Consider the following 22,487-nt stretch of genomic DNA (forward strand, 5'->3'; position numbering starts at 1 on the left):
AGCCCGTTACAAATCTGCGACATAAAGCCGGAATGCAGATGATAGAATCATTATACAAATAACTGTGTGACATTAACCCTGAAATTTTTATGGATAAATTACCTCTGGACGGGCTCCCCGTTCCACTGCGCTACGGCGCAGTGTTGACCATTGTTATTGGTATTGCTATGGCAGTGCTTGATGGGGCTATTGCTAACGTCGCGTTGCCAACCATTGCACGCGATCTCAACGCTTCACCCGCAAGTTCTATCTGGATTGTTAACGCTTACCAGATTGCGATCGTGGTCTCCCTGCTCACACTCTCTTTTCTCGGCGACATGTTTGGTTACCGTCGGGTTTATCAGTGTGGCCTGGTACTGTTCACTCTCACTTCCCTGCTCTGCGCACTCTCTGACTCATTACTGACATTAACACTGGCGCGTGTGGCGCAAGGGTTTGGCGGTGCGGCGCTGATGAGCGTGAATACTGCGCTCATTCGTCTCATCTACCCGCACCGTAGCCTCGGGCGCGGTATGGGGATCAACTCTTTTGTGGTGGCGGTTTCATCGGCGGCGGGGCCGACAATCGCCGCCGCCATTCTCTCCGTGGCTTCCTGGCAGTGGTTATTCCTGATTAACGTACCGCTCGGCATTATTGCTTTACTGCTGGCAATTAAATTTTTACCACCGAATGCAGCTCGCACTTCAAAGCCCAAATTCGATCTGCCAAGCGCTGTAATGAATGCATTAACATTTGGCTTATTGATTACCGCGCTGAGCAGTTTTGCTCAGGGGCAATCAATCACACTCGTGGCGGCCGAGATTGTAGCATTGCTGATCATCGGCGGGTTCTTTGTACGCCGACAACTGCGGCTGCCAGTGCCACTTCTGCCAGTCGACTTACTGCGCATTCCACTTTTTTCGCTCTCTATCGGCACATCAGTCTGCTCGTTCTGTGCGCAGATGCTGGCGCTGGTATCCTTGCCCTTCTTTTTGCAAACCGTACTTGGGCGTAGTGAAGTAGAAACCGGCCTGTTGCTGACGCCATGGCCGCTGGCAACGATGGTTATGGCGCCGCTGGCCGGTTACCTGATTGAGCGCGTGCATGCCGGGTTACTGGGTGCTTTAGGGCTGGTGATGATGGCATGCGGGCTTTTCGCACTTGCGCTTCTCCCGGGATCACCGGCAGATATCGATATCATCTGGCGTATGGCGCTGTGTGGTGCCGGTTTTGGTTTGTTCCAGTCGCCAAACAACCACACAATTATCACCGCTGCGCCGCGTCAGCGCAGCGGTGGCGCTAGTGGGATGCTCGGTACGGCACGGTTGCTGGGACAAAGCTCCGGTGCCGCGCTGGTGGCATTAATGTTCAACATGTTTAACACCCACGGCACGCATGTTTCATTGTTGCTGGCAGGGACGCTGGCTACCGTAGCGGCCATCATCAGCGGACTGCGGATCTCACAGCCGAAAGCAGAGTAATCAATCATCATCTCCCCAGGGGTTTAGGGATGATAAAAAAGCGCGCCAGTTGGCGCGCTTTGTAGTTCCTGCCGCTGCGTTATTTCAGATACTCACCAGAACGCAGCGCTTCAATACGTTTGTCCAGCGGTGGGTGCGTCATGAACAGCTCGCTCAGCGATTTAGATTTACCGTTGATGCAAAACGCCATCATGCTGCTCGCCTCCTGCGGCTCATAACTGGTTTTCAGACGCTGCAACGCAGCAATCATTTTCTCGCGGCCAACCAGTTTTGCAGAACCGGCATCGGCATGGAACTCGCGATAGCGAGAGAACCACATGGTAATAATGCTGGCCAGAATACCGAACACCAGCTCCAGTACGGTTGCGACCACGAAGTAGATCATCGGATTGCCGTTGCTCTCTTCGCCATCATCACGATTGCCGCTGAGAAACCCGGCTGCGACCTGGGCGATAATACGCGAAATGAAGATCACGAAGGTGTTCACGATCCCCTGAATCAGTGTCATTGTCACCATATCACCGTTGGCAATATGGCTAATTTCGTGGGCAATCACCGCTTCAGCTTCGTCGCGGCTCATGTTCTGCAACAACCCGGTGCTGACTGCCACCAGTGAAGCATCACGGCGCGCGCCGGTCGCAAAGGCGTTAATATCCGGTGCGTGATAAATGGCGACCTGAGGCATGGCGATGCCCGCCTGGCGAGCCTGTTGCGCCACGGTATCCATCAACCAGCGTTCCATGTCGTTACGCGGCTGTTCGATCACTTCACCACCTACAGATTTCAGCGCCATCCATTTCGACATCAACAGAGAAATGAACGAGCCACCAAAACCAAACAGCAGCGCCATAATCATCAAGCCCTGAACGCTGCTCGACTGAATGCCCGTCAGGCTAAGCACCAGGCCGAACACCAACATCACGGCCAGGTTAGTCAACAGGAAGAGCGCGATTCGCATCATAATTTTCTTTTAACCTCAACTTAACAAAACGCACAATGCGGTTACCCACATCGTATGGGTACACGCGCCATTTTCAAGCATCAGGGTGTTGTAAGTCACCAGAAAGACACAACTTTACATTTTGTAGCATAATGCTTACGCCAGTAAGGATGTGTTAAAAAAACAGGCACAATTTCTTGTGCCTGTATGGAGATTACTTCGCGGGGGCTGGGTCTTCCGCTGGCCGATCTTTTTCCTCATGAGCCAGGTCAAGAGCAATATGTACCGTCTCGTCGAGGTACGGATCCGGCTCCTGGTAATCCTTCGGCAGATCATCCAGTTTTTTCAGCAACGGCTTACCTTCTCGCTTGAAGCGGTCATTGAGGCGCGAAAGACGAATTGCATCATCTTCGGCGTTCTCTTTCTCACGCTGCGCCAGATTGAGCGATACGATATTACGTTTATCTTTCAGGGCATTGAAACGCGCAATGTCCTTCATGATGTACTGGAACTCAGGATCTTTCGCAATACGCTCTTCATGTTCCTTCAGCAACGTCGGTCCGAACGGTTTCAAATCACCGGACTTCACAAAGGTGGCAGCATTGATGCTGTCCCACGGCAGTGCATTGTCTTCGAATTTTTCCCCGGTCTCCGTCACCTGCGTGCCGGTCGGCATAATAATATCCGGCGTCACGCCTTTGCGCTGTGTACTGCCACCGTTAACGCGATAGAATTTCTGGATGGTATATTGCACCGAACCCAGCGCCGGCCACTCAGGACGCAGCATCTGATCGTAAATACGGTTAAGCGAGCGGTACTGCTGAACGGTGCCTTTACCGAAAGTCGGTTCGCCAACAATCAACGCGCGACCATAATCCTGCATCGCCGCCGCAAAGATTTCCGATGCCGAGGCGCTAAAGCGGTCAACCAGCACCACCAGCGGGCCTTTATAATAGACCACGCCGTCCGTATCGCTGTCTTCGCGCACTTTGCCGTTATTATCACGCACCTGCACAATCGGGCCGGACGGAATAAACAGGCCGGAAAGCGACACCGCTTCCGTCAGCGCACCGCCGCCATTACTGCGCAAATCAATAACCACGCTGCTGACGTTCTGTTTTTCCAGTTTTTGCAGTTGCGCTTTAACATCATCAGTTAGCCCAACATAGAAGCCCGGAATATCCAGTACGCCCACTTTCTCTTTGCCGACCGTCTTCACGGACATTTTCACCGCCCGGTCTTCCAGACGAATGCGTTCGCGCGTCAACGTCACAATGCGCGTCTTCGTCCCCTTACCTGCTGGCAAGATTTCGAGGCGCACTTTGCTGCCTTTTGGCCCTTTAATCAGCGCCACCACATCGTCAAGACGCCAGCCAATGACATCGACCATGTTCTGCCCGGTCTGGCCGACACCAACAATGCGATCGCCAACGGTAATCGCTTTGCTTTTCGCCGCCGGACCACCCGCCACCATCGAGTTGATGACGGTGTAATCATCGTCGCCCTGCAACACTGCGCCAATACCTTCAAGCGAGAGGCTCATTTCAGTATTGAATTGCTCAGTATTACGCGGTGAGAGGTAATTGGTATGCGGATCGATCTCACGGGCGAATGAGGTCATTGCCAGCGAGAACACATCTTCGCTATTGGTCTGCGCCAGACGTCGAATCGCAAATTTATAGCGACGAGTCAGCGTCTCACGGATCTCTTTATCATCTTTCCCGGTGAGTTTCAGGCTCAGCTCATCATACTTAACTTTGCTGTCCCACAGCGCGTTCAGCTCCGCCTCATCTTTCGGCCACGGCGCTTTGCTGCGATCTAAGTTGAAGGTGTCGTTGCCGCTGAAATCCATCGGACGTTCCAGTACTTTCAACGCGTACTGATAACGTTCAAATCGACGCTTTTGCGCCAGATTGTACAGGTCGTAGAAGACGTCCAGTTTTCCGCTGCGCAGCTCATCGCCGAGCACGCCTTTCTTTTGCGAAAACTGCTCAACATCGCTGGCCAGCAGCACATTGTGGCTGTAGTCGAGCAGGTTGAGGTAACGGGTAAAGATCTTCGCGGAGAAAGCTTGATCCAAATCGAACTGGCGGTAGTGGGAACGGGTAAAACGTGAGGTAACCCGTTCACTCACCGTCGCGTGCTGAGTCTCTTCCTTCAAAATCGGAATTTGATCGGCACGGGTGATATCTTCCACAGCCAGTGCATGGCCTGTTACGAATAACAGACCCGCTAACGCTGTGCGCTTAAACAAAGTGTTCATGCCAGGCCAGGCCTCCGTTTCAGAACAATAAATGTTCTGCGCGTACGATCATCGACATACCCGAGCTAAGCTGTACGCGAACGCCATCTTTGGTGATTTCCAGCACCGTAGCATCCATCGCATTGTTCCCCGCTTTCACCTTCAGGTTCTGGCCCACGCTCAGTACAGATAAATCCGAAACAGGAGTATGGCGCTCTTCCTGCTGCTGCACCCGCGGCGTTTTCGCGACAGGTTTATCAGCGCGAGGTTTGCGCTCGGCACCCTCTTTACGACGCGGAGCCGGACGGGCTTTGCGTTCGCGACGCGGTGCGTCTTCCTGACCCGCAGCAGCGGCAGCTTCTCGTTTTTTAGCTTGCTGTTCAGCGCGTTGCGCCTGAACACGCGCTTTGGCTTCTTCAAGCTGCTTGCGAGCGTGCTCTACGTGTTGCTCATCCAGCACGCCGCAGGCGTTGCCGTCGAGATCGACGCGAGCCGCGCCGGCTTTGATACCGTACAGGTAACGCCAGCTTGAAGTATAAAGACGTAAAGCAGAACGAAGTTGGGTTTTGCTGAGATTCATCTCACCCTCAACGCGCTCAACCAGATCCTGAAAAATACCAATTTTCAGGGGACGTGCTTCACCTTCAGCACTGAAACAGTGAGGAAAGCGTTCGGCCAAAAAAGCGATAACTTCTTTACTGCTATTCAACTTAGGTTGATTTTCCATGAAATTTCCTGATTACAACGGACGTTGCCAACAAGCGCAGGCATGAACAGGCGTCATTATAATGACGCATTCAGTAAATGCTACGTTATCCGCTGATTATCCTGCGACGGTGGCAAAGATTTTTTGATAATCGGTCGCCGCGAGGACATTTTCCAGATGTGAAACCAGCTCGCTCAGCCCTTGTTCATCCTCAGCCGTGAAGCGAGAGAAGACGACGCTATCGATATCCAGTACGCCAATAATCTGATTATTCACCGTGACAGGCAGTACGATTTCGGCGTTGCTGGCGGCATCACAAGCAATGTGTCCGTCAAATTGATGAACATCTTCCACGCGCTGCACACGCGCTTGCGCCACAGCCGTTCCGCAAACACCCCGACCGACCGGGATACGAACGCAGGCGATTTTGCCCTGGAACGGCCCTAACACCAGCGTGTCGCCTTCCAGCAGGTAAAAACCGGCCCAGTTCACGCCTTCAAGACGTTCAAACAACAGCGCACTGGTATTCGCCAGCGTAGCTAAAAAACTGGTTTCACCTGCCATTAACGCCTGAAAATCGCGATTAAGATCCGCGTAAAATTCTGTTTTGTTCATTACCTGACCATTTTGCTGTCTAACTTTGAGAAACTGCTTAGCCTATTAAAATAAGCATTAAATGCGTTGATGCTCAAGATGTTCCATTCATGAGTTAAGATAGTTTTATTCAAACCTTTTCTGAAGCATGCAATGGCTCTCAAGATACAACGCATCACACCTGCCAAAAAAATTGCCGTTCATCAGGTCGGTGAAGCTCTGCCCCGCGCACATTATCAGCGCTGCCCGCAATGCGATACGCTTTTTGCGTTACCGGTTATGAAATCGCACCAAAGTGCATTTTGCCCCTGCTGTGATGCGAAAGTCCGCGACGGTCGCGACTGGTCATTAACCCGCCTCGGCGCCATGGCCATCACGATGATTTTACTGATGCCCTTCGCCTGGGGCGAACCGCTACTGCATCTCTACTTACTCGGTGTGCGTATCGATGCCAACCTGCTGCAGGGGATCTGGCAAATGACTATGCAGGGCTCGCCGCTCACCGCTGCCATGGTGCTTTTTTGCAGCGTTGGCGCGCCGCTGGTACTGGTGACAGCTATCGCCTATTTATGGCTTGGCAACATTCTGGGAATGAACCTGCGCCCGGTGCTATTAATGCTGGAGAAGCTCAAAGAGTGGGTCATGCTGGATATCTATCTGGTCGGCGTCGGTGTCGCCTCCATCAAAGTGCAGGATTACGCCTTCCTGCAGCCAGGGATTGGGCTGTTTGCTTTTGGCTCTCTGGTCGTTCTCAGCATCATGACGTTAATCCATCTCAATGTGGAGCAACTCTGGGAGCGGTTCTATCCTCAACGGCCCGCAAAACGGCCGGATCCGAAGCTGGAAGTGTGTCTGGGCTGCCATTTCACCGGTTTCCCTGATATTCGGGGGCGCTGCCCACGTTGCCACATTCCGCTTACCCATCGACGCAAGCAGAGCCTGCAAAAATGCTGGGCGTCGCTGATTGCCTCTCTTATTTTGCTGTTCCCGGCGAACCTGCTGCCGATTTCAATAATTTACGTGAATGGTTCTCGTCAGGAGGATACCATTCTCTCCGGCATTATTTCGCTCGCACACAGCAATGTCGCGGTGGCTGGCGTGGTATTTATCGCCAGTATTCTGGTGCCGTTTACCAAGGTGATTGTGCTGTTTACACTGCTTGTCAGCATCCATTTTAAATTTGAACAGGGGTTACGCACTCGCATTCTGTTACTGCGTTTCGTGACGTGGATTGGGCGCTGGTCGATGCTCGATCTGTTTGTCATTTCACTGATGATGTCACTGATTAATCGCGACCAGCTACTCGCTTTTACCATGGGACCAGCCGCGTTTTATTTCGGCGCGGCGGTAATTTTGACTATTCTTGCTGTGGAATGGCTGGACAGCCGCTTACTTTGGGATGCACATGAGTCAGGAAACCCCCGCTTCGCCGACTGAAGCGCGAATTAAAACGAAACGGCGTGTTTCGCCGTTCTGGCTGTTACCGGTTATCGCCCTGTTGATTGCAGGCTGGCTTATCTGGAGCAGCTACGAAGATCGCGGCAATACCATTACCATCGATTTTATGTCGGCTGACGGCATTGTCGCCGGGCGCACGCCGGTGCGCTATCAGGGCGTCGAGGTCGGGACTGTCCAGGACATTCGTCTCAGCGACGATCTGAAAAAAATCGAAGTGCGCGCCAGTATCAAATCGAATATGAAGGATGCGCTGCGCAACGAAACGCAGTTCTGGCTGGTCACGCCCAAAGCCTCGCTGGCGGGAATTTCCGGCCTTGATGCGCTGGTCGGGGGCAACTATATCGGCATGATGCCAGGCAAGGGCGATCCGCAGGATCACTTCACTGCGCTGGATACGCAGCCGAAATACCGGCTGAACAATGGCGAGTTGATGATCCACCTGCACGCGCCGGATCTCGGGGCGCTGAACAGCGGTTCGCTGGTCTATTTCCGCAAAATCCCGGTCGGCCGCGTTTACGACTATTCGATCAACACCAATAAACAGGGCGTCACCATCGACGTGCTGATCGAGCGTCGCTTCACCAATCTGGTGAAAAAAGGCAGCCGCTTCTGGAATGTCTCCGGCGTGAAAGCCGACGTCAGCCTGAGCGGCGCGAAAGTGCAGCTTGAAAGCCTGGCGGCGCTGGTCAACGGCGCGATCGCTTTTGACTCTCCGGATGAATCACAGCCAGCGGTTCAGGATGATGAGTACGGCTTATACGAAGATTTAGCGCACAGCCAGCGCGGCGTACTGGTGAAGCTCGACCTGCCAGGCGGCCAGGGGCTGAAGGCCGGATCGACACCGCTGATGTATCAGGGGCTGGAAGTGGGTCAGTTGACCAAAATCGACCTCAATCCGGGAGGGACGGTCAGCGGTGAAATGACCGTCGATCCGAGCGTGGTCAATTTGCTGCGCGACAATACCCGTATCGAAATGCGTAACCCCAAAATTTCGCTCAGCGATACCAATCTCAGCTCGCTGCTGACCGGCAGTACGCTGGAGCTGATACCAGGCGAAGGCCAGCCGCGCAATCAATTTGTCGTGTTGCCAGCGGATAAAAACCTGTTGCAGGAGCCGGGGGTGATTACCCTGACACTTACCGCGCCGGAAAGCTATGGCATCGATGCCGGGCAACCGCTGGTGCTGCATGGTGTCAAAATCGGCCAGGTGCTGGAGCGTAAACTGACGAATCAGGGCGTAACCTTTGCCATCGCTATCGATCCGCAATATGGCGACCTGGTCCATGGCGACAGTAAATTCGTGGTGAACAGCCGCATCGATGTCAAAGTCGGGCTGGATGGCGTTGAGTTTCTCGCTGCCAGCGCCAACGAATGGATAAACGGAGGCATCCGCATTTTGCCCGGCGTGAAAGGCGAAATGAAAAAGAGCTATCCGCTGTTTGCTAACCTCGATAAAGCGCTGGAAAACAGCCTCAGCGATCTGCCCACCACGACGTTGACACTGACAGCGGACACCCTGCCGGACGTACAGGCCGGTTCGGTCGTTCTCTATCGCAAGTTTGAAGTCGGTGAAGTGATTACCGTACGCCCGCGCGCCAATGCCTTTGATATCGATCTGCATATCAAACCGGAATATCGCGATTTGCTGACCAGCAACAGCGTCTTCTGGGCAGAGGGCGGTGCGAAAGTGCAGCTTAATGGCAGCGGGCTGACGGTTCAGGCTTCTCCCCTTTCCCGAGCCATCAAAGGTGCCATCAGCTTTGACAACCTGAGCGGCGCGAACCGGGAACTGAAAAAGGGCGAGAAGCGTCAGCTTTATGCCTCAGAAACCGCGGCTCGCGCTGTCGGCGGGCAAATCACGCTGCATGCATATGATGCCGGGAAACTCGCGGCGGGCATGCCGATCCGTTATCTGGGCATCGATATCGGCCAGGTCCAGGATCTGCGCCTGATCACCGATAAAAATGAAGTGCAGGCCAGCGCGGTACTCTATCCGGAATATGTACGCAACTTTGCGCGCAACGGTTCGCGTTTCTCGGTGATCACTCCACAAATATCGGCGGCGGGCGTCGAGCATCTGGATACGTTGTTGCAGCCTTATATCAACGTCGAACCGGGCCGGGGCGATATGCGCCGCGACTTTGAAATTTCAGAAGCGACGATCACCGACTCCCGCTATCTCGATGGGCTGAACATTATCGTTGAAGCGCCGGAAGTGGGCTCAATGAATATCGGCACGCCGGTGCTGTTCCGCGGAATCGAGGTAGGTACAGTGACCGGAATGACGCTGGGCACCTTGTCGGATCGCGTTATGGTGGCCATGCGCATCAGCAAAAACTATCAGCATCTGGTGCGTAACAACACGGTATTCTGGCTGGCTTCCGGTTATACGCTGGATTTCGGTCTGGTCGGCGGCGTCGTCAAAACCGGCACATTCAATCAGTTCATTCGCGGTGGTATTGCTTTCGCCACGCCGCCGGAAACGCCGCTGGCACCGAAAGCGCAGCCGGGTAAACACTTCCTGCTGCTGGAAAGCGAGCCAAAAGAGTGGCGCGAATGGGGCACTGCCCTTCCCCGCTAACCCTGCCTGCTCCGGCGTGTTTGCGCCGGAGCCTTTATGCTACACTGCGCGCCTGTTTTTCTCCTTGTGGTGCGCCCCGTGGCTCAAAACGCTGTCTACCTCCCTGAGGAATTCCTCGCGCAAATGCGCCTGGCAATGCCGGAACATCTCTCTTTCGATGAGTTTATCGCTGCCTGCCAGCGCCCGCTGCGCCGCAGTATTCGCGTTAACACGCTGAAAATCTCTGTCGCCGATTTTCTCACCCTTGTCGCCCCTTATGGCTGGCAACTGACGCCGGTACCGTGGTGCGAGGAAGGGTTCTGGATCGAGCGCGATGATGAAGAAGCGCTGCCGCTGGGCAGTACTGCTGAGCACCTGAGCGGGATGTTTTATATTCAGGAAGCGAGTTCAATGCTGCCGGTTGCCGCGTTGTTTGCCGATGGCGAAATGCCGCAGCGCGTGATGGACGTAGCCGCCGCACCGGGCTCCAAAACCACGCAGATCGCCGCGCGGATGAATAATTCCGGCACCATTCTTGCCAACGAATTTTCCGCCAGCCGCGTCAAAGTGTTGCACGCGAATATCAGCCGCAATGGCATCCGCAATGTAGCCCTGACACATTTTGATGGCCGCGTATTCGGCCCTGCGCTGCCCGAGATGTTCGACGCTATTCTGCTTGATGCGCCCTGCTCCGGCGAAGGTGTGGTGCGTAAAGATGCGGATGCGCTGAAAAACTGGTCCGTCGCCAGCAATCTGGAAATTGCGGCCACGCAGCGTGAACTGATTGATAGCGCTTTTCACGCGCTGCGTCCCGGTGGCACGCTGGTCTATTCCACCTGCACGCTCAACCGCGACGAAAATGAAGCCATCTGCCACTGGTTGCGGGAACAGTACCCGGATGCCGTCGAATTTCTGCCGCTGGATGGGCTGTTTGCCGATGCCGCTCGCGCTATAACAGCGGAAGGTTTCCTGCACGTATTCCCGCAAATTTACGACTGCGAAGGTTTTTTTGTCGCCCGTCTGCGTAAAACGGCGGCGGTCGAGCCTTTGCCTGCACCGACGTACAAAGTGGGCAATTTCCCCTTCACGCGGCTCAAAGCAAAAGAGGCGTCCCAGGTCGCAACGGCCGCTGCTGCCGTCGGCTTACGCTGGGACGACAGCCTGCACCTGTGGCAGCGCGATAAAGAGCTGTGGCTGTTTCCGACCGAAATCGAGCCGTTAATCGGCAAAGTCCGTTTCTCGCGCATTGGCCTGCGTCTGGCGGAAACGCACAACAAAGGGTATCGCTGGCAGCACGAAGCGGTGATTGCGCTGGCGGGACAGGATAACCCGCTGGCGTTTTCCCTGACGCTCGCCGAGGCGGAAGAGTGGTATCGCGGACGCGATATTTACCCGCAAACACTGCCCGCGCGTGACGATGTGATTGTCACTTTCCAGGGGCAACCGCTGGGTCTGGCGAAAAAAGTGGGATCGCGGCTGAAGAACAGTTATCCGCGTGAACTGGTGCGTGATGGCCGATTGTTTGCCAGTAATGCGTGATGCCGCACAAAAAAAGCGCACATTCTGACTGGCATCTTTCTCCATGTTGTACCAGGCTGAAATTTGGACGGCTACACTGGTCGTACCACATTTCAACGTTCAACGGAGAGCATTATGACGAAAACCAGCGTGCGCATTGGCGCATTCGAAATCGATGATGCCGAGTTGCAGGGAGAGAACCAGGGGGAGCGAACGTTACATATCCCCTGTAGTTCCGATCCAGATTTATGCATGCAACTTGATGCCTGGGACGCGGACACCAGCATTCCCGCGCTCCTTAACGGCGAACATTCGGTCCTTTATCGCGAGCATTACGATCAACAATCTGATACCTGGGTTATGCGCCTTGCCTGATCCAATGGAAACCCGTCCGTAAGACGGGTTATTTACCCGCCTGATTTCCCCTGCCTGAATTCATCCCCTACACTTATCGTTACGTTGTACGGAACTGAGGGATGGAATGTTCGCGCTGGTCTTATTCGTTTGCTACCTGGATGGTGGATGTGACGACATCGTAGTCGATGTGTTTAATACGGAGCAGCAGTGCCTTGTTGCCATGGACAATCAACGCATACGCTATGGCGGCTGTTTTCCCGTCGAAGAGTTTATTGATGGTTTCTGGCACCCGGCCAATGAATTCAGCGATTTTTAGTTACTGTAACTGCACCAGCGTTAATTCACCGCCGAAGACAGCTCCGGTGTCGATATAGTGCTGGTTTTGTCTGTCAATGCGCGCTTTCAGCGGCGTATGACCAAACCAGAAATGATCGGCGCCCGCAATACGCTGCCCTTTTCCTGCCAGCCACTGGTTGAGCCTGTCGCGGCGCCACAGCACCGATTCACCGTCCACGGCTTGTTCCCACTGGTACTCTTCAGCCGGGTAATCCGCATGCGCGATGACGTTCACCGCGCCGCCGCAGCGTATCTCCAGAATATAAGGCAATTCAGCGCAGGTGCGCAGCGCGGCCAACGCCTCTTGCTGTTCCGCCTCGCTGAGGGCACTAAACCAGCTACCACCATTGAGTTGCCACATCGCCATATCGCCAAAACGCAGGGCGTCAATCGCCATCTGCTCATGATTACCGCGCACGGTCTTAAACCAGCGTTTTTTGAGCAGCGCCAGGCAGCGCAGGCTATCCGGCCCGCGATCGATTAAATCCCCCACGCACACCAGCAGATCCTGGTACGGATCAAACTGGCGTGCGCGTAGCGCCTGCATTAAACGCTGGTGGCAACCGTGCAGATCGCCAACCAGCCAGATATGCCGCCAGCGCTCTCCATCAAGACGTTGATACATAATTTCCCTCCCTTTTTTGAGTATAGGAAAATCCTTGACAGATGGAGTAATAATTGCGCTCAGCCTGTTAATTAAATAAAGGTTAAATGAAAGCGAAATAAAACAAAGGCGCCTATTAATTTGTATTTTCCAGACCTCTAAAATATCAATATATTAATTAGAGGCCATTCACCGTGTCGAATATTAGTCAATCAACAGAACTTAAACAAAATAATAATTCACACATTATTGGTGATCTGGTGAGTGGTCGCCTCGTGCCTGGCCCCATCTGGAAAAAGCGCGAGTATCGCCTTAAGTTTCTGCTGCGTTCGCTGCTGTTCTGGTCTGCCACCAACCGCATGCTTAATGCCCTTTCCCGCCGCCCGGATTTCGACCGGCTGCTGGCGACCCAAATCACACTGCCGAGTAAATCGCACCGTCAGTATCTGACGCGCGGTTTACATGCCTCACAGCGTGCCGATGCCATTATCAACCACTACCACTGGCTTGATAACAACGTATCACCGCGACTGGCCGCGGCCCTCAGCGCGACAGAACCCACACAGATTATTGATTTTATGGGGAAAGATGATACGCATTTCACGGTGTATGCTTCTAACGCCAGCAAAGCGGAACGCGAAGGGGAAAGCACACTCTGGTTGTGCGATGGCGACAATACGTTACTGGCCAGCGCAACGTTCAGCGTGATCAGCGAAAAGGGGCAGCAAATTCTGGTCATTGGTGGTCTGCAAGGCCCGCGCAAAGAGGTCAGCCATGAGGTCATTAAACTGGCGACCCGCGCCTGCCACGGCATTTTCCCGAAAAAAATCGCCCTTGAAGTACTGAGCCAGCTCGCCACACTGACCGGTATTTCGGCAATCTATGGCGTAAGTGATAACGGGCATGTGTTCCGTGCGTTGCGTTATCGCCTGAGCAAAGGACGACATTTCCATGCCAGCTATGATGAATTTTGGGCGTCGATTGAAGGGGTAAAAGATAATACCTGGCGCTGGCGTTTGCCGCTAATTTTTTCACGTAAGTCGCTGGAAAGTATCGCCAGTAAAAAACGCGCAGAATATCGCCGTCGTTTTCAGTTACTGGATGATGTTGCAGAAAAAATGCATGCGTTGGTGCTGAAATAAATATAAACGGGCGGTGATTTACCCTGCCCGTTTATATTTTTTACAACAAAAACATCATTGCCGAATAATAATTCCGCAAGACGCGATCACCTGATTGTCTTATTTTCCATGGTGATAATTATCTTGCCTGACGGCCCACGCTCCAGATGTGCCAGCGCCGCTGGCAGCGCTTCCAGCGGATAAAGCTGGTCTATCACCGGAGCGAATCCCTGTTGGTCGACGGCAACGCAGAGATCTTCAAGCGCCCGTCGGTGTCCGGTGCCAATGCCATAAATATGCAGATCTTTAAACAGCAACGGTTCCAGCGGCGAAGAAACCTCGAAACCCGCCAACGCGCCAATCAGATAAATTTTTCCACCCACCGCCGCCATTGCGGCGGACTGACCCAGATGGCTGCCACCGACAAGCTCCAGCACGTGATCCACCCCACGATCGGCGGTTAATGCCAGAACCGTCGCCACAACATCCTGCTGGCGATCGATCACCTCATCCGCGCCCCACTGTTTCGCCTGTTCACATTTGCTGCTTCGGGTCACCAGCAAGGTGCGCGACCCTTTCATGCGGGCAAGCTGCAGTGCGGCGAGCGCCACGCCGCCAGTTCCTTCTATCAGCACCGTTTCTCCGGGCTGGATATTGCCGCGTTCGACCAGTGCGAACCAGGCCGTGAGCGTAGCGCAAGGTAAAGTGCTGGCTTGCACATGATCCAGAGAAACCGGTTTGCGTACCAGCCAGTTCTCTTTCATTACGACATACTCCGCCAGCACGCCCGGATAGAATCCGCCCAGCGTCCGGTAAGACATTTCACGCGCATTACCCGGCCGTGGCCCGTCCTGCCACTCCGGCGTAAAGACAGAAATCACCTTATCGCCTGGCACAAAGCGGGTCACATTCGCGCCGGTAGCCACCACACAACCTGAAAGATCGGAGCCAGGTGTAAAAGGAAAACGCAGGGGTAAACCGCGCCCATTTTCGATGACCATCAGGTCCCGATGATTGAGGGCAACTGCCATCACTTTTACCAGCACTTCATCCGCTGCGGGCTGTGGCCGGGCAACATGATTCAGCGCTAACGCGTCACGCCCTGTCTGGTTCATTTCCCAGCGTTTCATGGTCTGCATCGCTTCTTTTCCTCGGTTATTGATCTGTTTTGCATTCTGACAGCGCCGGGATTGCGAATTAATACCTTATAATCCGCATGAACTGGTGAATGAGGGGCAACAATGTGAAAGGAACCGAATACACGGAACTGGTCGCTTTTCTGGCGGTCGCCGAGGAGAAAAACTTCCGCCGCGCCGCGGGGAGACTGGGGTTATCCCCGTCAGCGGTGAGTCATACCATTCGCACGCTTGAAACCCGATTGCAGGTTCGCCTGTTCAATCGCACCACGCGCAGCGTTTCACCGACGCAAGCCGGGCTGGATTTTATTGCCCGACTCTCTGCGCCGATGCAGGCGCTGGAGAGCGCCGTTGAGTCCGTCAGCGAAATGGGTCCGGCGCTGCGGGGCAAGCTGCGCATCAACCTGTCACGTCTGGCCGCACAGCGCGCCATTCTGCCGAAGCTGCAACGCTTCATGTCGCTTTATCCCGGCATCCAGCTTGATTTGGTCATTGATGATCATCTTGAAGATGTGGTGGCCGCCGGGTTTGATGCCGGGATCCGCACCGGAGACCGCGTGCCAAAAGACATGATTGCAGCGCGCATGACAGACGATCTGCAAATGGTGATTGTCGCAGCGCCCTCCTGTTTCCGCGAGCAGCCTCTGCCCACGCGGCCTGAAGCCCTCATCCAGTATCGCTTGATTAATTATCGCTGGAGCGAGAATGGCGCGCAGTATCGCTGGAAACTGCAACGCGGTAATGAAAAAGTCGAGGTTGCCGTCGATGCGGCATTAACCGTCAATGATATCAATGTGCAACTGGCTGCCGCTGAATCGGGCGTCGGGCTGGCGTTATTGGAAAAACAGCAAGTCCACGCCGCCATCGAAGCGGGAACGCTGATTCACGTCCTGCCGCAGTGGCATAGACATGAAGAGGGATTCTTTCTTTACTATCCGCGCAACGCTTTTATGGCGCCAGCAATGCGCTTACTGATCGATTTTTTTCGCCTGCAGTCAGGCTCACGGCCGCGCGGCTGAACGGGGGCGGCAAAGCCCCCGCCAGCCTGCGGGTAAAATAAAGAGAGCAATTCTCTGTTTTCACCCGGCCCACTCCGCTTCCGGCATATGCCGGTTTTCAGCTAGCGGCCAGATGTTCCCTGATAGCCTGAATGGGCTAATGGCGGTTTTCCGTCCCGCCCGCGGTTTTATGCCAACTCAGCAGCAGGCTGAAGGCAGCGGGTAACACGGTCAGCGTGACCAGCGTGGCCACAATCAACCCGCCAATAATCGCGTAGGCCATCGGCCCCCAGAATACCTGATGCGAGATAGGGATCATCCCGAGGATCGCGGCACAGGCAGTCAACATAATGGGCCGCGCCCGGTGCTCCGTCGCCGCCACAATGGCTTCGTTTGCGGCCATCCCCTGCGCCAGATTGTTGTCCACTTCGCTAATCAAAATGACCGCGTTGCGAATAATCATCCCCGCCAGCGCAATCACCCCCAGCAATGCCACAAAGCCCATCGGCGTTCCCGTCGGCAACATTGCCAGGACAATTCCCGGCAGACCGAAAGGGGCCATCAGCAGCGCAAGCAGCATGCGGGAAAAACGCTGCAACTGAAGCATTAACAACGTCAGCATGACAATGAGCGTCACGGGTAGCACAGCGTACACCGAGCGGTTTCCTTTATCGGATTCAGCCGCCGTCCCGCCTTCTTCGATTCGGTATCCGGCAGGCAGTTGCGCGCGCAGTTTATCCACTGCTGGACGCAGGCCAGCCGACACGCTTTCAGCGCGCACGCCGGGCGCCAGATCGGTCTGAACCGTGATAAAGGGCAGTCGCTGGCGACGCCAGATAACCGGATCGTCCACGCCCCAGGCCAGCGTGGCGACTTCGCTCAGCGGAATTTTTGTGCCCTTTGCCGTCGGTAACATCAACGTCGATAGCGTGCCAAAATCCAGCCGTTCGCGATCGTTGCCGCGCAACACCACCCCGACCAGGCGATCGTTATCCCGTACCGTGGTCACCGTGCTGCCGGACCAGACGGTATTCAGCATTTGCGCGATGCTCTCTGATGAAACCCCTGCCGCCCGCGCTGCCGTCTGGTTGACCTGAAGCGAGATCGTTCTCTCTGGCTCGCCAGCGGTCAGGTTCACTTCGCGAGTCAGTGATGACGTGCCTATTTCTGCCGCCAGGCGATGCGCAAGCCGTTGCACCTGCGCATAATCCGGCCCGCTCACCCGGTATTTCACCGGCCAGCCCACGGGCGGCCCTAACTCCAGTGGCGAAACACGGGTTGTCAGATCGGCGAACTGGCTGGTCAGCAGCGTCGTCAGTTGCTGGCGCAGGCGATCCCTCGCCGCCAGATTTTTCGCCACCACCACCAGCTGTGCAGTGTTTTCATTATCCAGCAACACATCCATCGGCAGATAAAAACGGACCGCGCCGGAACCGACATACGTGGTGTAGTGATCGATATCCGTATTCCCCTTGAGCGCCCTTTCCAGGCGTTCCGCCTGCCGCTCTGTTTCAGGCTGAGAGGCATTCGCTGGCAGAGCCAGGCTGACCAGCAGCTCCGGGCGATCCGAGGCCGGGAAAAACTCGCCCTGCATCCAGCGCGTACCGATCGCCGCCAGCGCCAGTGCAGTAACGGCAATCGCCAGGGTCGATAAACGGTGGCGCAGCACGCACGCCAGCAAAGCCCGATATGCACGCGCCAGCCGTCCTGCGCCGCGTTGGTGCCCGTTGATGTGGGCTGGCAGCAACCATGCGCCCGTCAGGGGAGAAAAGAGTATGGCGACCACCCACGAGCAGAGTAAGGCCATCAACACCACGGCAAACAGCGAGAAGCAGTATTCTCCGGCGCTGCTGGCAGCAAAGCCAACGGGGATGAAACCGGCGATCATCACCAGCGTTCCGGTGAGCATAGGAAATGCCGTGGTTTTGAATGCATAGGTGGCGGCACTTTTGCGTGACTCGCCAGCTTCCAGCCGGGCTACCATGGTTTCGACAGTGATCATCGCGTCATCCACCAGCAGCCCCAGCGCAATGATCAGCGCGCCCAGAGAAATGCGCTGCAACCCAATGCCAGCCAGCATCATCCCGGCAAAGGTCATCGACAGTACCAGCGGTATCGCGGCGGCAACCACCAGCCCCGCCCGCATTCCCAGCGAAACAAAAGAGACGGCAAGCACAATCAGCACAGCCTCAACCAGCACCCGGACAAAACCGCTGACCGCGTCGCTCACCACCGCCGACTGATCTGCCACCTTAACCATCTCAATACCATGCGGCAACTGCGCCGCAACTTCAGCCATTCTTGCATTCAATGCCTGGCCGAAACGCAGCATATTACCGGTGGCAGCCATCGAAATGGCTAACCCGATCGCAGGCTGGCCGTTGACGCGAAATACCGGCGCAGGCGGCTCGGCAATCTGGCGGCTTACCGTGGCAATATCGGTCAGCGGAATATAGCGGTCGTTGATATGCAGGGTGACCGCCCGCAGGCTCTCCTCGCTGGTCAGCGCGCCGCTGACGCGCAGCGCGACATTATCTTTGCCGGTACGAAGTGTCCCGGCTGGTTCGACGGCATTTTGCGCGGCCAACGCATCGCTCACCTGCTGGATATCCAGCCCCATCCCCGCCAGTTGTCGGGGCGAAAAGGCGATCACTATCTGCTCCTGCTGTTCACCCAGCAGGGTCATTTTGCCCATGTCCGGCAGCGACATCAGGCCACGGCGGATCTCCTCTACGCGATCGCGCAGTTCACGCGCGCTATAGCCCTCCGTCGTGAAGCCATAAATTGTGCCAAAGGTGTCATCAAACTCATCATTCACCGCCGGGCCTTGCGCGCCCTGAGGCAGCGAAGGGGCAATGTCCTGCATCTTTTTGCGGATCTGATACCAGATGTCCGGCACCTGCCGCGGCGGCGTATCGTCGCGCAGATTGACATAGATAACGGCGCTGCCAGCCCGGGTTTCGCTTTCGATATAATCCAGCCACGGGATCTCCTGGAGTTTCTTCTCCAGCACATCGGTAACAAGCCGCGTGGTATCCGCAACCGTAGCGCCAGGCCACTGGGCAGAGACCACCGCCGTCTTGATGGTGAAGGCTGGATCTTCATTACGCGGCAGATTTTCGTAGCACAGCACGCCGGTCGCGATAATAAGCAGCATAAAAAAGCTTACCAGTTGCTGATGTGCCAGCGCCCAGGCAGAAAGATTAAAGCGTGGTTCAACAGGCTTCATGGCTGCGGCTCCCCGACAATTACCGGTTCACCGGCGCGCAGTTTGCTTACGCCTGCGGTGATGACTTTGTCGCCGACGCCCACGCCTGAAGCAATTACGGCGGATGTTGCAGAGTAACCGGCAAGCGCGACCGCGCGTAATTGCGCTTGTCCATGCCCGTCGATAATAAACACCGCCGGTTGATCGCCGATGCGGCTGAGTGCTGACGCCGGTACGGTATAGCCGCCAGGCATTGTTGACGGTATCTCAACGGTCGCGCTGGCTCCCAGCGCCATCGCCAAAGGCGGGGCCTCTAAAGTCACCCTGACCTGCCAGGTGCGGGTCTGCGGATCGGCCTGCGGGCTGATGTCGCGCAATTTTCCGCTGGCGCGGATAGCCGGGTTTGCCAGCAAAGCCACCGGAAACCGTAGTGTGTTTGACGATGATGCAGGCAAAAGCTGTGGATCGGCGATATCAAAAACTACATCTCGCGCATCGCTGGTCGCCAGCGTGAAGATCGTCTGCCCTGCGCTGACCACTTGCCCCGCCGAGGCGCTGACGCGAGTGATGATCCCATCGGCAGGCGCTGTCAGTTGGGTCCAGCGCAGATTCTCCTGCGCAGTATGCAATGCGGCGATACTGCTTTGCAGGCGGGATGCGGCCGCCTGCCAGTCGGCGCGAGCGCTATCGAGCTGAGTGCGGGCGATGGCCCCGGAAGGCATGAGCTTCTGCATCCGGCTCAGGTTAAGTGCCGCAACGCGTTCGGCGGCGCGGGCGCTTTCCACATCTGCGGTGGCACTGGTCAGTTGGTTTTTCCCGGTCTCACTTTCAATTGCAGCAAGTACCTGTCCGGCATGCACCCGTTCGCCAATATCGACCAGGCGGCTAACCATTCGCCCGTCGAGGCGGAAAGCCAGCGCCGTTTCATCATGGGCGCGGATCTCCCCGGTGCGCACTGTCACCGGATGCGCGGATGCCGCCCCGATAACCTGATAACGAACGGGTCTTGGCGGTGCGGGTTTTTCTGTCGGTTTATCTCCGCACCCCGTCAACAATGGCAGTACCGCCGCGAGAAGCAGCAGCAGAAGCAGAGAAAAGAGGGAAACCGTGCGTGCAACAGTAAAAAGATGATGCAGGCCCTGACGCAGATAATCACTAAACTGTTCTGACATAACGCCACTCCGAATCGGTAATGGCGCCATTAAATCCGGCTTGCGTCGAGATTCGTTCCAGTTTTCGTCAAGAATCCATCAAGAGCGTGTGAATTACCCCGTCGCGTCTGTAGGAAGCGAGATGCTGACTTTCAGGCCGCCTTTTTCCGGTAATGAAGCGTTGATGCTGCCGCCATGCGCGTGGCAGATGGCGCGAGCAATGGAGAGCCCAAGACCGCTGCCTCCGGAATGTCGCGCCCGCGACGTTTCTGCGCGGGTGAAGCGCTCAAATATAAGCGGCAGAAAATCCGCCGTCACGCCCGGCCCGTCATCCTCAAAATCAATCCGGTAGAGGTTATGCTGTTGCTGAAGAACGATGGATAAATGGCCGTCCCGCCGACCATAGCGCAGCGCATTTTCCATCAAGACAGTAAAAACCTGCCCCAAGCGGAACGCGTCGCCGATGAACATCGAAGGTGCGCTTGCGGTAACGGTAATCGTCAGACCGGCGCTATCCGCCAGCGGTTTCAGCCATGCTGCACGCTCATTTAACAGTTCCGCAAGAGACACCGGCTGGAGCGTAAGCGTAAGCTGCCCGGCATCAGCCAGTGATAACAGGTGGAGTTCATCCGTCAGCCGGCTGAGATACTGCAACTGCTTCATCACCATTCCCAGTTGCGCTTCGCTGGGTTCAAACACCCCATCCAACATACCCTGCAAACGACCAATGGCGGCCGTCAGCGGCGAGCGCAGTTCATGTGCCATCGCCACATGCGAAGCCCGAAGTTCACGATCATATCTCGCCAGTTGGCGCGTCATACTGTTGAAGTCGCTGGCGAATCGCACCATTTCCTCAGGCGCTTCTTTTACCAGCTCCGCCTGGCTACCAAACTGACCGTGCGAGACTTCGTCGGCCGCATCCCGCAGACGGCTGAATTGCAGCGCCAGCGGCCGCACATAGCGAAGCCCCATAATGACAATAAAGGGGATCATCACCAGCACCAGCACTGCGACCATTATCCAGTCCGCAGAGGCAATTGAGGGCGTGGAATAGCTCAGCCCCCACCATGTGTCGACAATATCGTGGAAGCGCGACGGATTGAGTTGCGGGTTCTCTTTCAGGGCAAGAAACTCGTCGCGCACCGGGGCGGGCATATGGTGCAGCACCCAGAAATTCTGCACGGCGTAACGCAACCACATACATAACGCGATGATGATGACAGAGCCGATCGCCAGCGCGAGGATACGTCCGCAAATCCAGCGCCAGAGCGACTGATAAACCGATTTTTTCATGGCTGCCGGAACCTGTAGCCGACCCCGCGCACATTGGCTAAAACGCCCGTTACGCCCGCACTTTCAAGTTTTTTGCGTAAATTATAAACGTGGGTATCGACGACCCTTTCCAGCGCCTCGCTTTCCGGCAGGCACTGCTCAAGCAGGAACTGGCGTGAGAAAGGTCGCGTCGGATGGCGCAGCAAAGTGGTTAAAATCGAAAACTCGGCTGGCGTCAGTTCGAGAAAACACTCGCTGTTATCCGGCTGGATGACCGCCGCCGTAATGGCGGTAGTGTTCACTTCCAGATGATGCCAGCGCAGGATCTCTTCTCGCGTTTCTGTGCGGCCAGCGCGTCGCAGCACCGCCTGAACGCGTGCCACTACTTCGCCGGGATGGTAGGGCTTCACGACGTAATCATCCGCACCGTAACGTAATGCTCCGATACGATCGGGCGCATCTCCCATCGCCGTGACCATAATCACCGGCACATCGCTTTTGCGACGCAGAGCCGCCAGCACTTCTGTACCATTCATTCCCGGCAACATCACATCCAGCAGGATAAGATCGGGCTTCCAGCGTTGCGCCAGCTCAAGCCCGCTAAGGCCATCGACGGTCAACGATACATCGTAATTTTCACGACGCAGGTAGGCTTCCAGCACGTTTGCCGCATCGACATCGTCTTCGATCACAAGAATTTTCCGGGACAGCATTTGCTCACCTTGACCGTTTCTTAACACTTTCCTGACCGTTTATTGATATGAGCCGGATATATTCCGCGCTCAGAAGATGGTAAAACCCTGCCGCAACAGCATGTTCCCCAATA

Annotated in this window: 18 protein-coding genes; 8 read left to right on the plus strand and 10 right to left on the minus strand. The window is 55.5% G+C overall.

Going from position 1 to position 22,487, the window contains the following annotated elements; genetic code table 11:
• Positions 1-89: 89 nt before the first annotated feature.
• Positions 90-1,460, plus strand: a complete 1,371-nt coding sequence (locus DK872_RS21160) for an MFS transporter (protein ID WP_071920962.1) — start codon at positions 90-92, stop codon at positions 1,458-1,460.
• A 79-nt stretch (positions 1,461-1,539) separates the two neighbouring features.
• Here DK872_RS21160 and htpX read toward each other — a convergent pair whose 3' ends face one another.
• From htpX to DK872_RS21180, 4 genes are all read right to left on the minus strand, one after another.
• Positions 1,540-2,421, minus strand: a complete 882-nt coding sequence (gene htpX / locus DK872_RS21165; RefSeq protein WP_007371626.1) for a protease HtpX — start codon at positions 2,419-2,421, stop codon at positions 1,540-1,542.
• Positions 2,422-2,614: 193 nt separating this feature from the next.
• A complete protein-coding gene (gene prc, locus DK872_RS21170; protein ID WP_007371625.1) occupies positions 2,615-4,663 on the minus strand; it encodes a carboxy terminal-processing peptidase in 2,049 nt (682 codons plus the stop codon).
• A 19-nt stretch (positions 4,664-4,682) separates the two neighbouring features.
• On the minus strand, positions 4,683-5,369 hold the full coding sequence (gene proQ, locus DK872_RS21175; protein ID WP_007371624.1) for an RNA chaperone ProQ: 687 nt from the start codon (positions 5,367-5,369) through the stop codon (positions 4,683-4,685).
• A gap of 96 nt (positions 5,370-5,465) precedes the next feature.
• Entirely contained in the window at positions 5,466-5,963 is a 498-nt protein-coding gene (locus DK872_RS21180) for a GAF domain-containing protein (RefSeq protein ID WP_007371623.1), read from the minus strand.
• Positions 5,964-6,095: 132 nt separating this feature from the next.
• On the opposite strand from DK872_RS21180, the gene yebS reads away from it, so the two are divergent.
• The 5 genes from yebS (at position 6,096) to DK872_RS21205 (ending at position 12,151) form a co-directional block, all read left to right on the plus strand.
• The gene (gene yebS / locus DK872_RS21185) at positions 6,096-7,379 is read left to right on the plus strand and encodes a membrane integrity lipid transport subunit YebS (RefSeq protein WP_007371622.1); all 1,284 of its coding nucleotides are present in this window, start codon (positions 6,096-6,098) and stop codon (positions 7,377-7,379) included.
• Positions 7,348-9,981, plus strand: coding sequence for a PqiB family protein (locus DK872_RS21190; RefSeq protein WP_072440795.1), 2,634 nt, complete (start codon positions 7,348-7,350; stop codon positions 9,979-9,981). The genes yebS and DK872_RS21190 overlap by 32 nt, the downstream gene beginning before the upstream one ends.
• A gap of 36 nt (positions 9,982-10,017) precedes the next feature.
• Entirely contained in the window at positions 10,018-11,499 is a 1,482-nt protein-coding gene (gene rsmF / locus DK872_RS21195; RefSeq protein ID WP_161518794.1) for a 16S rRNA (cytosine(1407)-C(5))-methyltransferase RsmF, read from the plus strand.
• A gap of 114 nt (positions 11,500-11,613) precedes the next feature.
• A complete protein-coding gene (locus DK872_RS21200; protein ID WP_007371619.1) occupies positions 11,614-11,853 on the plus strand; it encodes a YebV family protein in 240 nt (79 codons plus the stop codon).
• A gap of 106 nt (positions 11,854-11,959) precedes the next feature.
• Positions 11,960-12,151, plus strand: a complete 192-nt coding sequence (locus DK872_RS21205; RefSeq protein WP_007371618.1) for a YebW family protein — start codon at positions 11,960-11,962, stop codon at positions 12,149-12,151.
• Here the strand turns inward: DK872_RS21205 and pphA are convergent, their stop codons facing one another.
• Complete coding sequence (gene pphA, locus DK872_RS21210; RefSeq protein WP_007371617.1) at positions 12,152-12,796, minus strand: protein-serine/threonine phosphatase; 645 nt, start codon at positions 12,794-12,796, stop codon at positions 12,152-12,154. It abuts the gene before it with no gap.
• A gap of 173 nt (positions 12,797-12,969) precedes the next feature.
• Between pphA and DK872_RS21215 the strand changes: the two genes are divergently transcribed.
• Complete coding sequence (locus tag DK872_RS21215; protein ID WP_007371616.1) at positions 12,970-13,917, plus strand: VirK/YbjX family protein; 948 nt, start codon at positions 12,970-12,972, stop codon at positions 13,915-13,917.
• Positions 13,918-14,003: 86 nt separating this feature from the next.
• Here the strand turns inward: DK872_RS21215 and DK872_RS21220 are convergent, their stop codons facing one another.
• Positions 14,004-15,035: an NAD(P)-dependent alcohol dehydrogenase gene (locus DK872_RS21220; RefSeq protein WP_202626123.1), complete on the minus strand. Its 1,032-nt coding sequence runs from the start codon at positions 15,033-15,035 to the stop codon at positions 14,004-14,006.
• Positions 15,036-15,139: 104 nt separating this feature from the next.
• On the opposite strand from DK872_RS21220, the gene DK872_RS21225 reads away from it, so the two are divergent.
• Complete coding sequence (locus tag DK872_RS21225; protein ID WP_161518795.1) at positions 15,140-16,051, plus strand: LysR family transcriptional regulator; 912 nt, start codon at positions 15,140-15,142, stop codon at positions 16,049-16,051.
• 136 nt (positions 16,052-16,187) lie between these two features.
• On the opposite strand, the gene DK872_RS21230 is transcribed toward DK872_RS21225, so the two are convergent.
• The 4 genes from DK872_RS21230 to DK872_RS21245 form a co-directional block, all read right to left on the minus strand.
• Entirely contained in the window at positions 16,188-19,259 is a 3,072-nt protein-coding gene (locus tag DK872_RS21230) for an efflux RND transporter permease subunit (protein ID WP_161518796.1), read from the minus strand.
• Positions 19,256-20,410, minus strand: a complete 1,155-nt coding sequence (locus tag DK872_RS21235) for an efflux RND transporter periplasmic adaptor subunit (protein WP_161518797.1) — start codon at positions 20,408-20,410, stop codon at positions 19,256-19,258. The genes DK872_RS21230 and DK872_RS21235 overlap by 4 nt, the downstream gene beginning before the upstream one ends.
• A gap of 93 nt (positions 20,411-20,503) precedes the next feature.
• Positions 20,504-21,682, minus strand: coding sequence for a cell wall metabolism sensor histidine kinase WalK (locus DK872_RS21240; protein ID WP_071920968.1), 1,179 nt, complete (start codon positions 21,680-21,682; stop codon positions 20,504-20,506).
• Complete coding sequence (locus DK872_RS21245; protein ID WP_071920969.1) at positions 21,679-22,374, minus strand: response regulator; 696 nt, start codon at positions 22,372-22,374, stop codon at positions 21,679-21,681. The genes DK872_RS21240 and DK872_RS21245 overlap by 4 nt, the downstream gene beginning before the upstream one ends.
• Positions 22,375-22,487: the final 113 nt, after the last annotated feature.

The sequence above is a fragment of the Kosakonia sp. MH5 genome (assembly GCF_009935945.1).
Lineage (GTDB): Bacteria > Pseudomonadota > Gammaproteobacteria > Enterobacterales > Enterobacteriaceae > Kosakonia > Kosakonia radicincitans.

What these genes read in the sequence shown, in the direction of transcription:
- DK872_RS21230 (WP_161518796.1), bottom strand. Translation starts at nt 19,259, where the DNA reads ATGAAGCCTGTTGAACCACGCTTTAATCTTTCTGCCTGGGCGCTGGCA.
- yebS (WP_007371622.1), top strand. Translation starts at nt 6,096, where the DNA reads ATGGCTCTCAAGATACAACGCATCACACCTGCCAAAAAAATTGCCGTT.
- htpX (WP_007371626.1), bottom strand. Translation starts at nt 2,421, where the DNA reads ATGATGCGAATCGCGCTCTTCCTGTTGACTAACCTGGCCGTGATGTTG.
- DK872_RS21180 (WP_007371623.1), bottom strand. Translation starts at nt 5,963, where the DNA reads ATGAACAAAACAGAATTTTACGCGGATCTTAATCGCGATTTTCAGGCG.
- DK872_RS21235 (WP_161518797.1), bottom strand. Translation starts at nt 20,410, where the DNA reads ATGTCAGAACAGTTTAGTGATTATCTGCGTCAGGGCCTGCATCATCTT.
- DK872_RS21205 (WP_007371618.1), top strand. Translation starts at nt 11,960, where the DNA reads ATGTTCGCGCTGGTCTTATTCGTTTGCTACCTGGATGGTGGATGTGAC.
- pphA (WP_007371617.1), bottom strand. Translation starts at nt 12,796, where the DNA reads ATGTATCAACGTCTTGATGGAGAGCGCTGGCGGCATATCTGGCTGGTT.
- prc (WP_007371625.1), bottom strand. Translation starts at nt 4,663, where the DNA reads ATGAACACTTTGTTTAAGCGCACAGCGTTAGCGGGTCTGTTATTCGTA.
- proQ (WP_007371624.1), bottom strand. Translation starts at nt 5,369, where the DNA reads ATGGAAAATCAACCTAAGTTGAATAGCAGTAAAGAAGTTATCGCTTTT.
- DK872_RS21245 (WP_071920969.1), bottom strand. Translation starts at nt 22,374, where the DNA reads ATGCTGTCCCGGAAAATTCTTGTGATCGAAGACGATGTCGATGCGGCA.
- DK872_RS21160 (WP_071920962.1), top strand. Translation starts at nt 90, where the DNA reads ATGGATAAATTACCTCTGGACGGGCTCCCCGTTCCACTGCGCTACGGC.
- rsmF (WP_161518794.1), top strand. Translation starts at nt 10,018, where the DNA reads ATGCTACACTGCGCGCCTGTTTTTCTCCTTGTGGTGCGCCCCGTGGCT.
- DK872_RS21190 (WP_072440795.1), top strand. Translation starts at nt 7,348, where the DNA reads ATGAGTCAGGAAACCCCCGCTTCGCCGACTGAAGCGCGAATTAAAACG.
- DK872_RS21220 (WP_202626123.1), bottom strand. Translation starts at nt 15,035, where the DNA reads ATGCAGACCATGAAACGCTGGGAAATGAACCAGACAGGGCGTGACGCG.
- DK872_RS21200 (WP_007371619.1), top strand. Translation starts at nt 11,614, where the DNA reads ATGACGAAAACCAGCGTGCGCATTGGCGCATTCGAAATCGATGATGCC.
- DK872_RS21240 (WP_071920968.1), bottom strand. Translation starts at nt 21,682, where the DNA reads ATGAAAAAATCGGTTTATCAGTCGCTCTGGCGCTGGATTTGCGGACGT.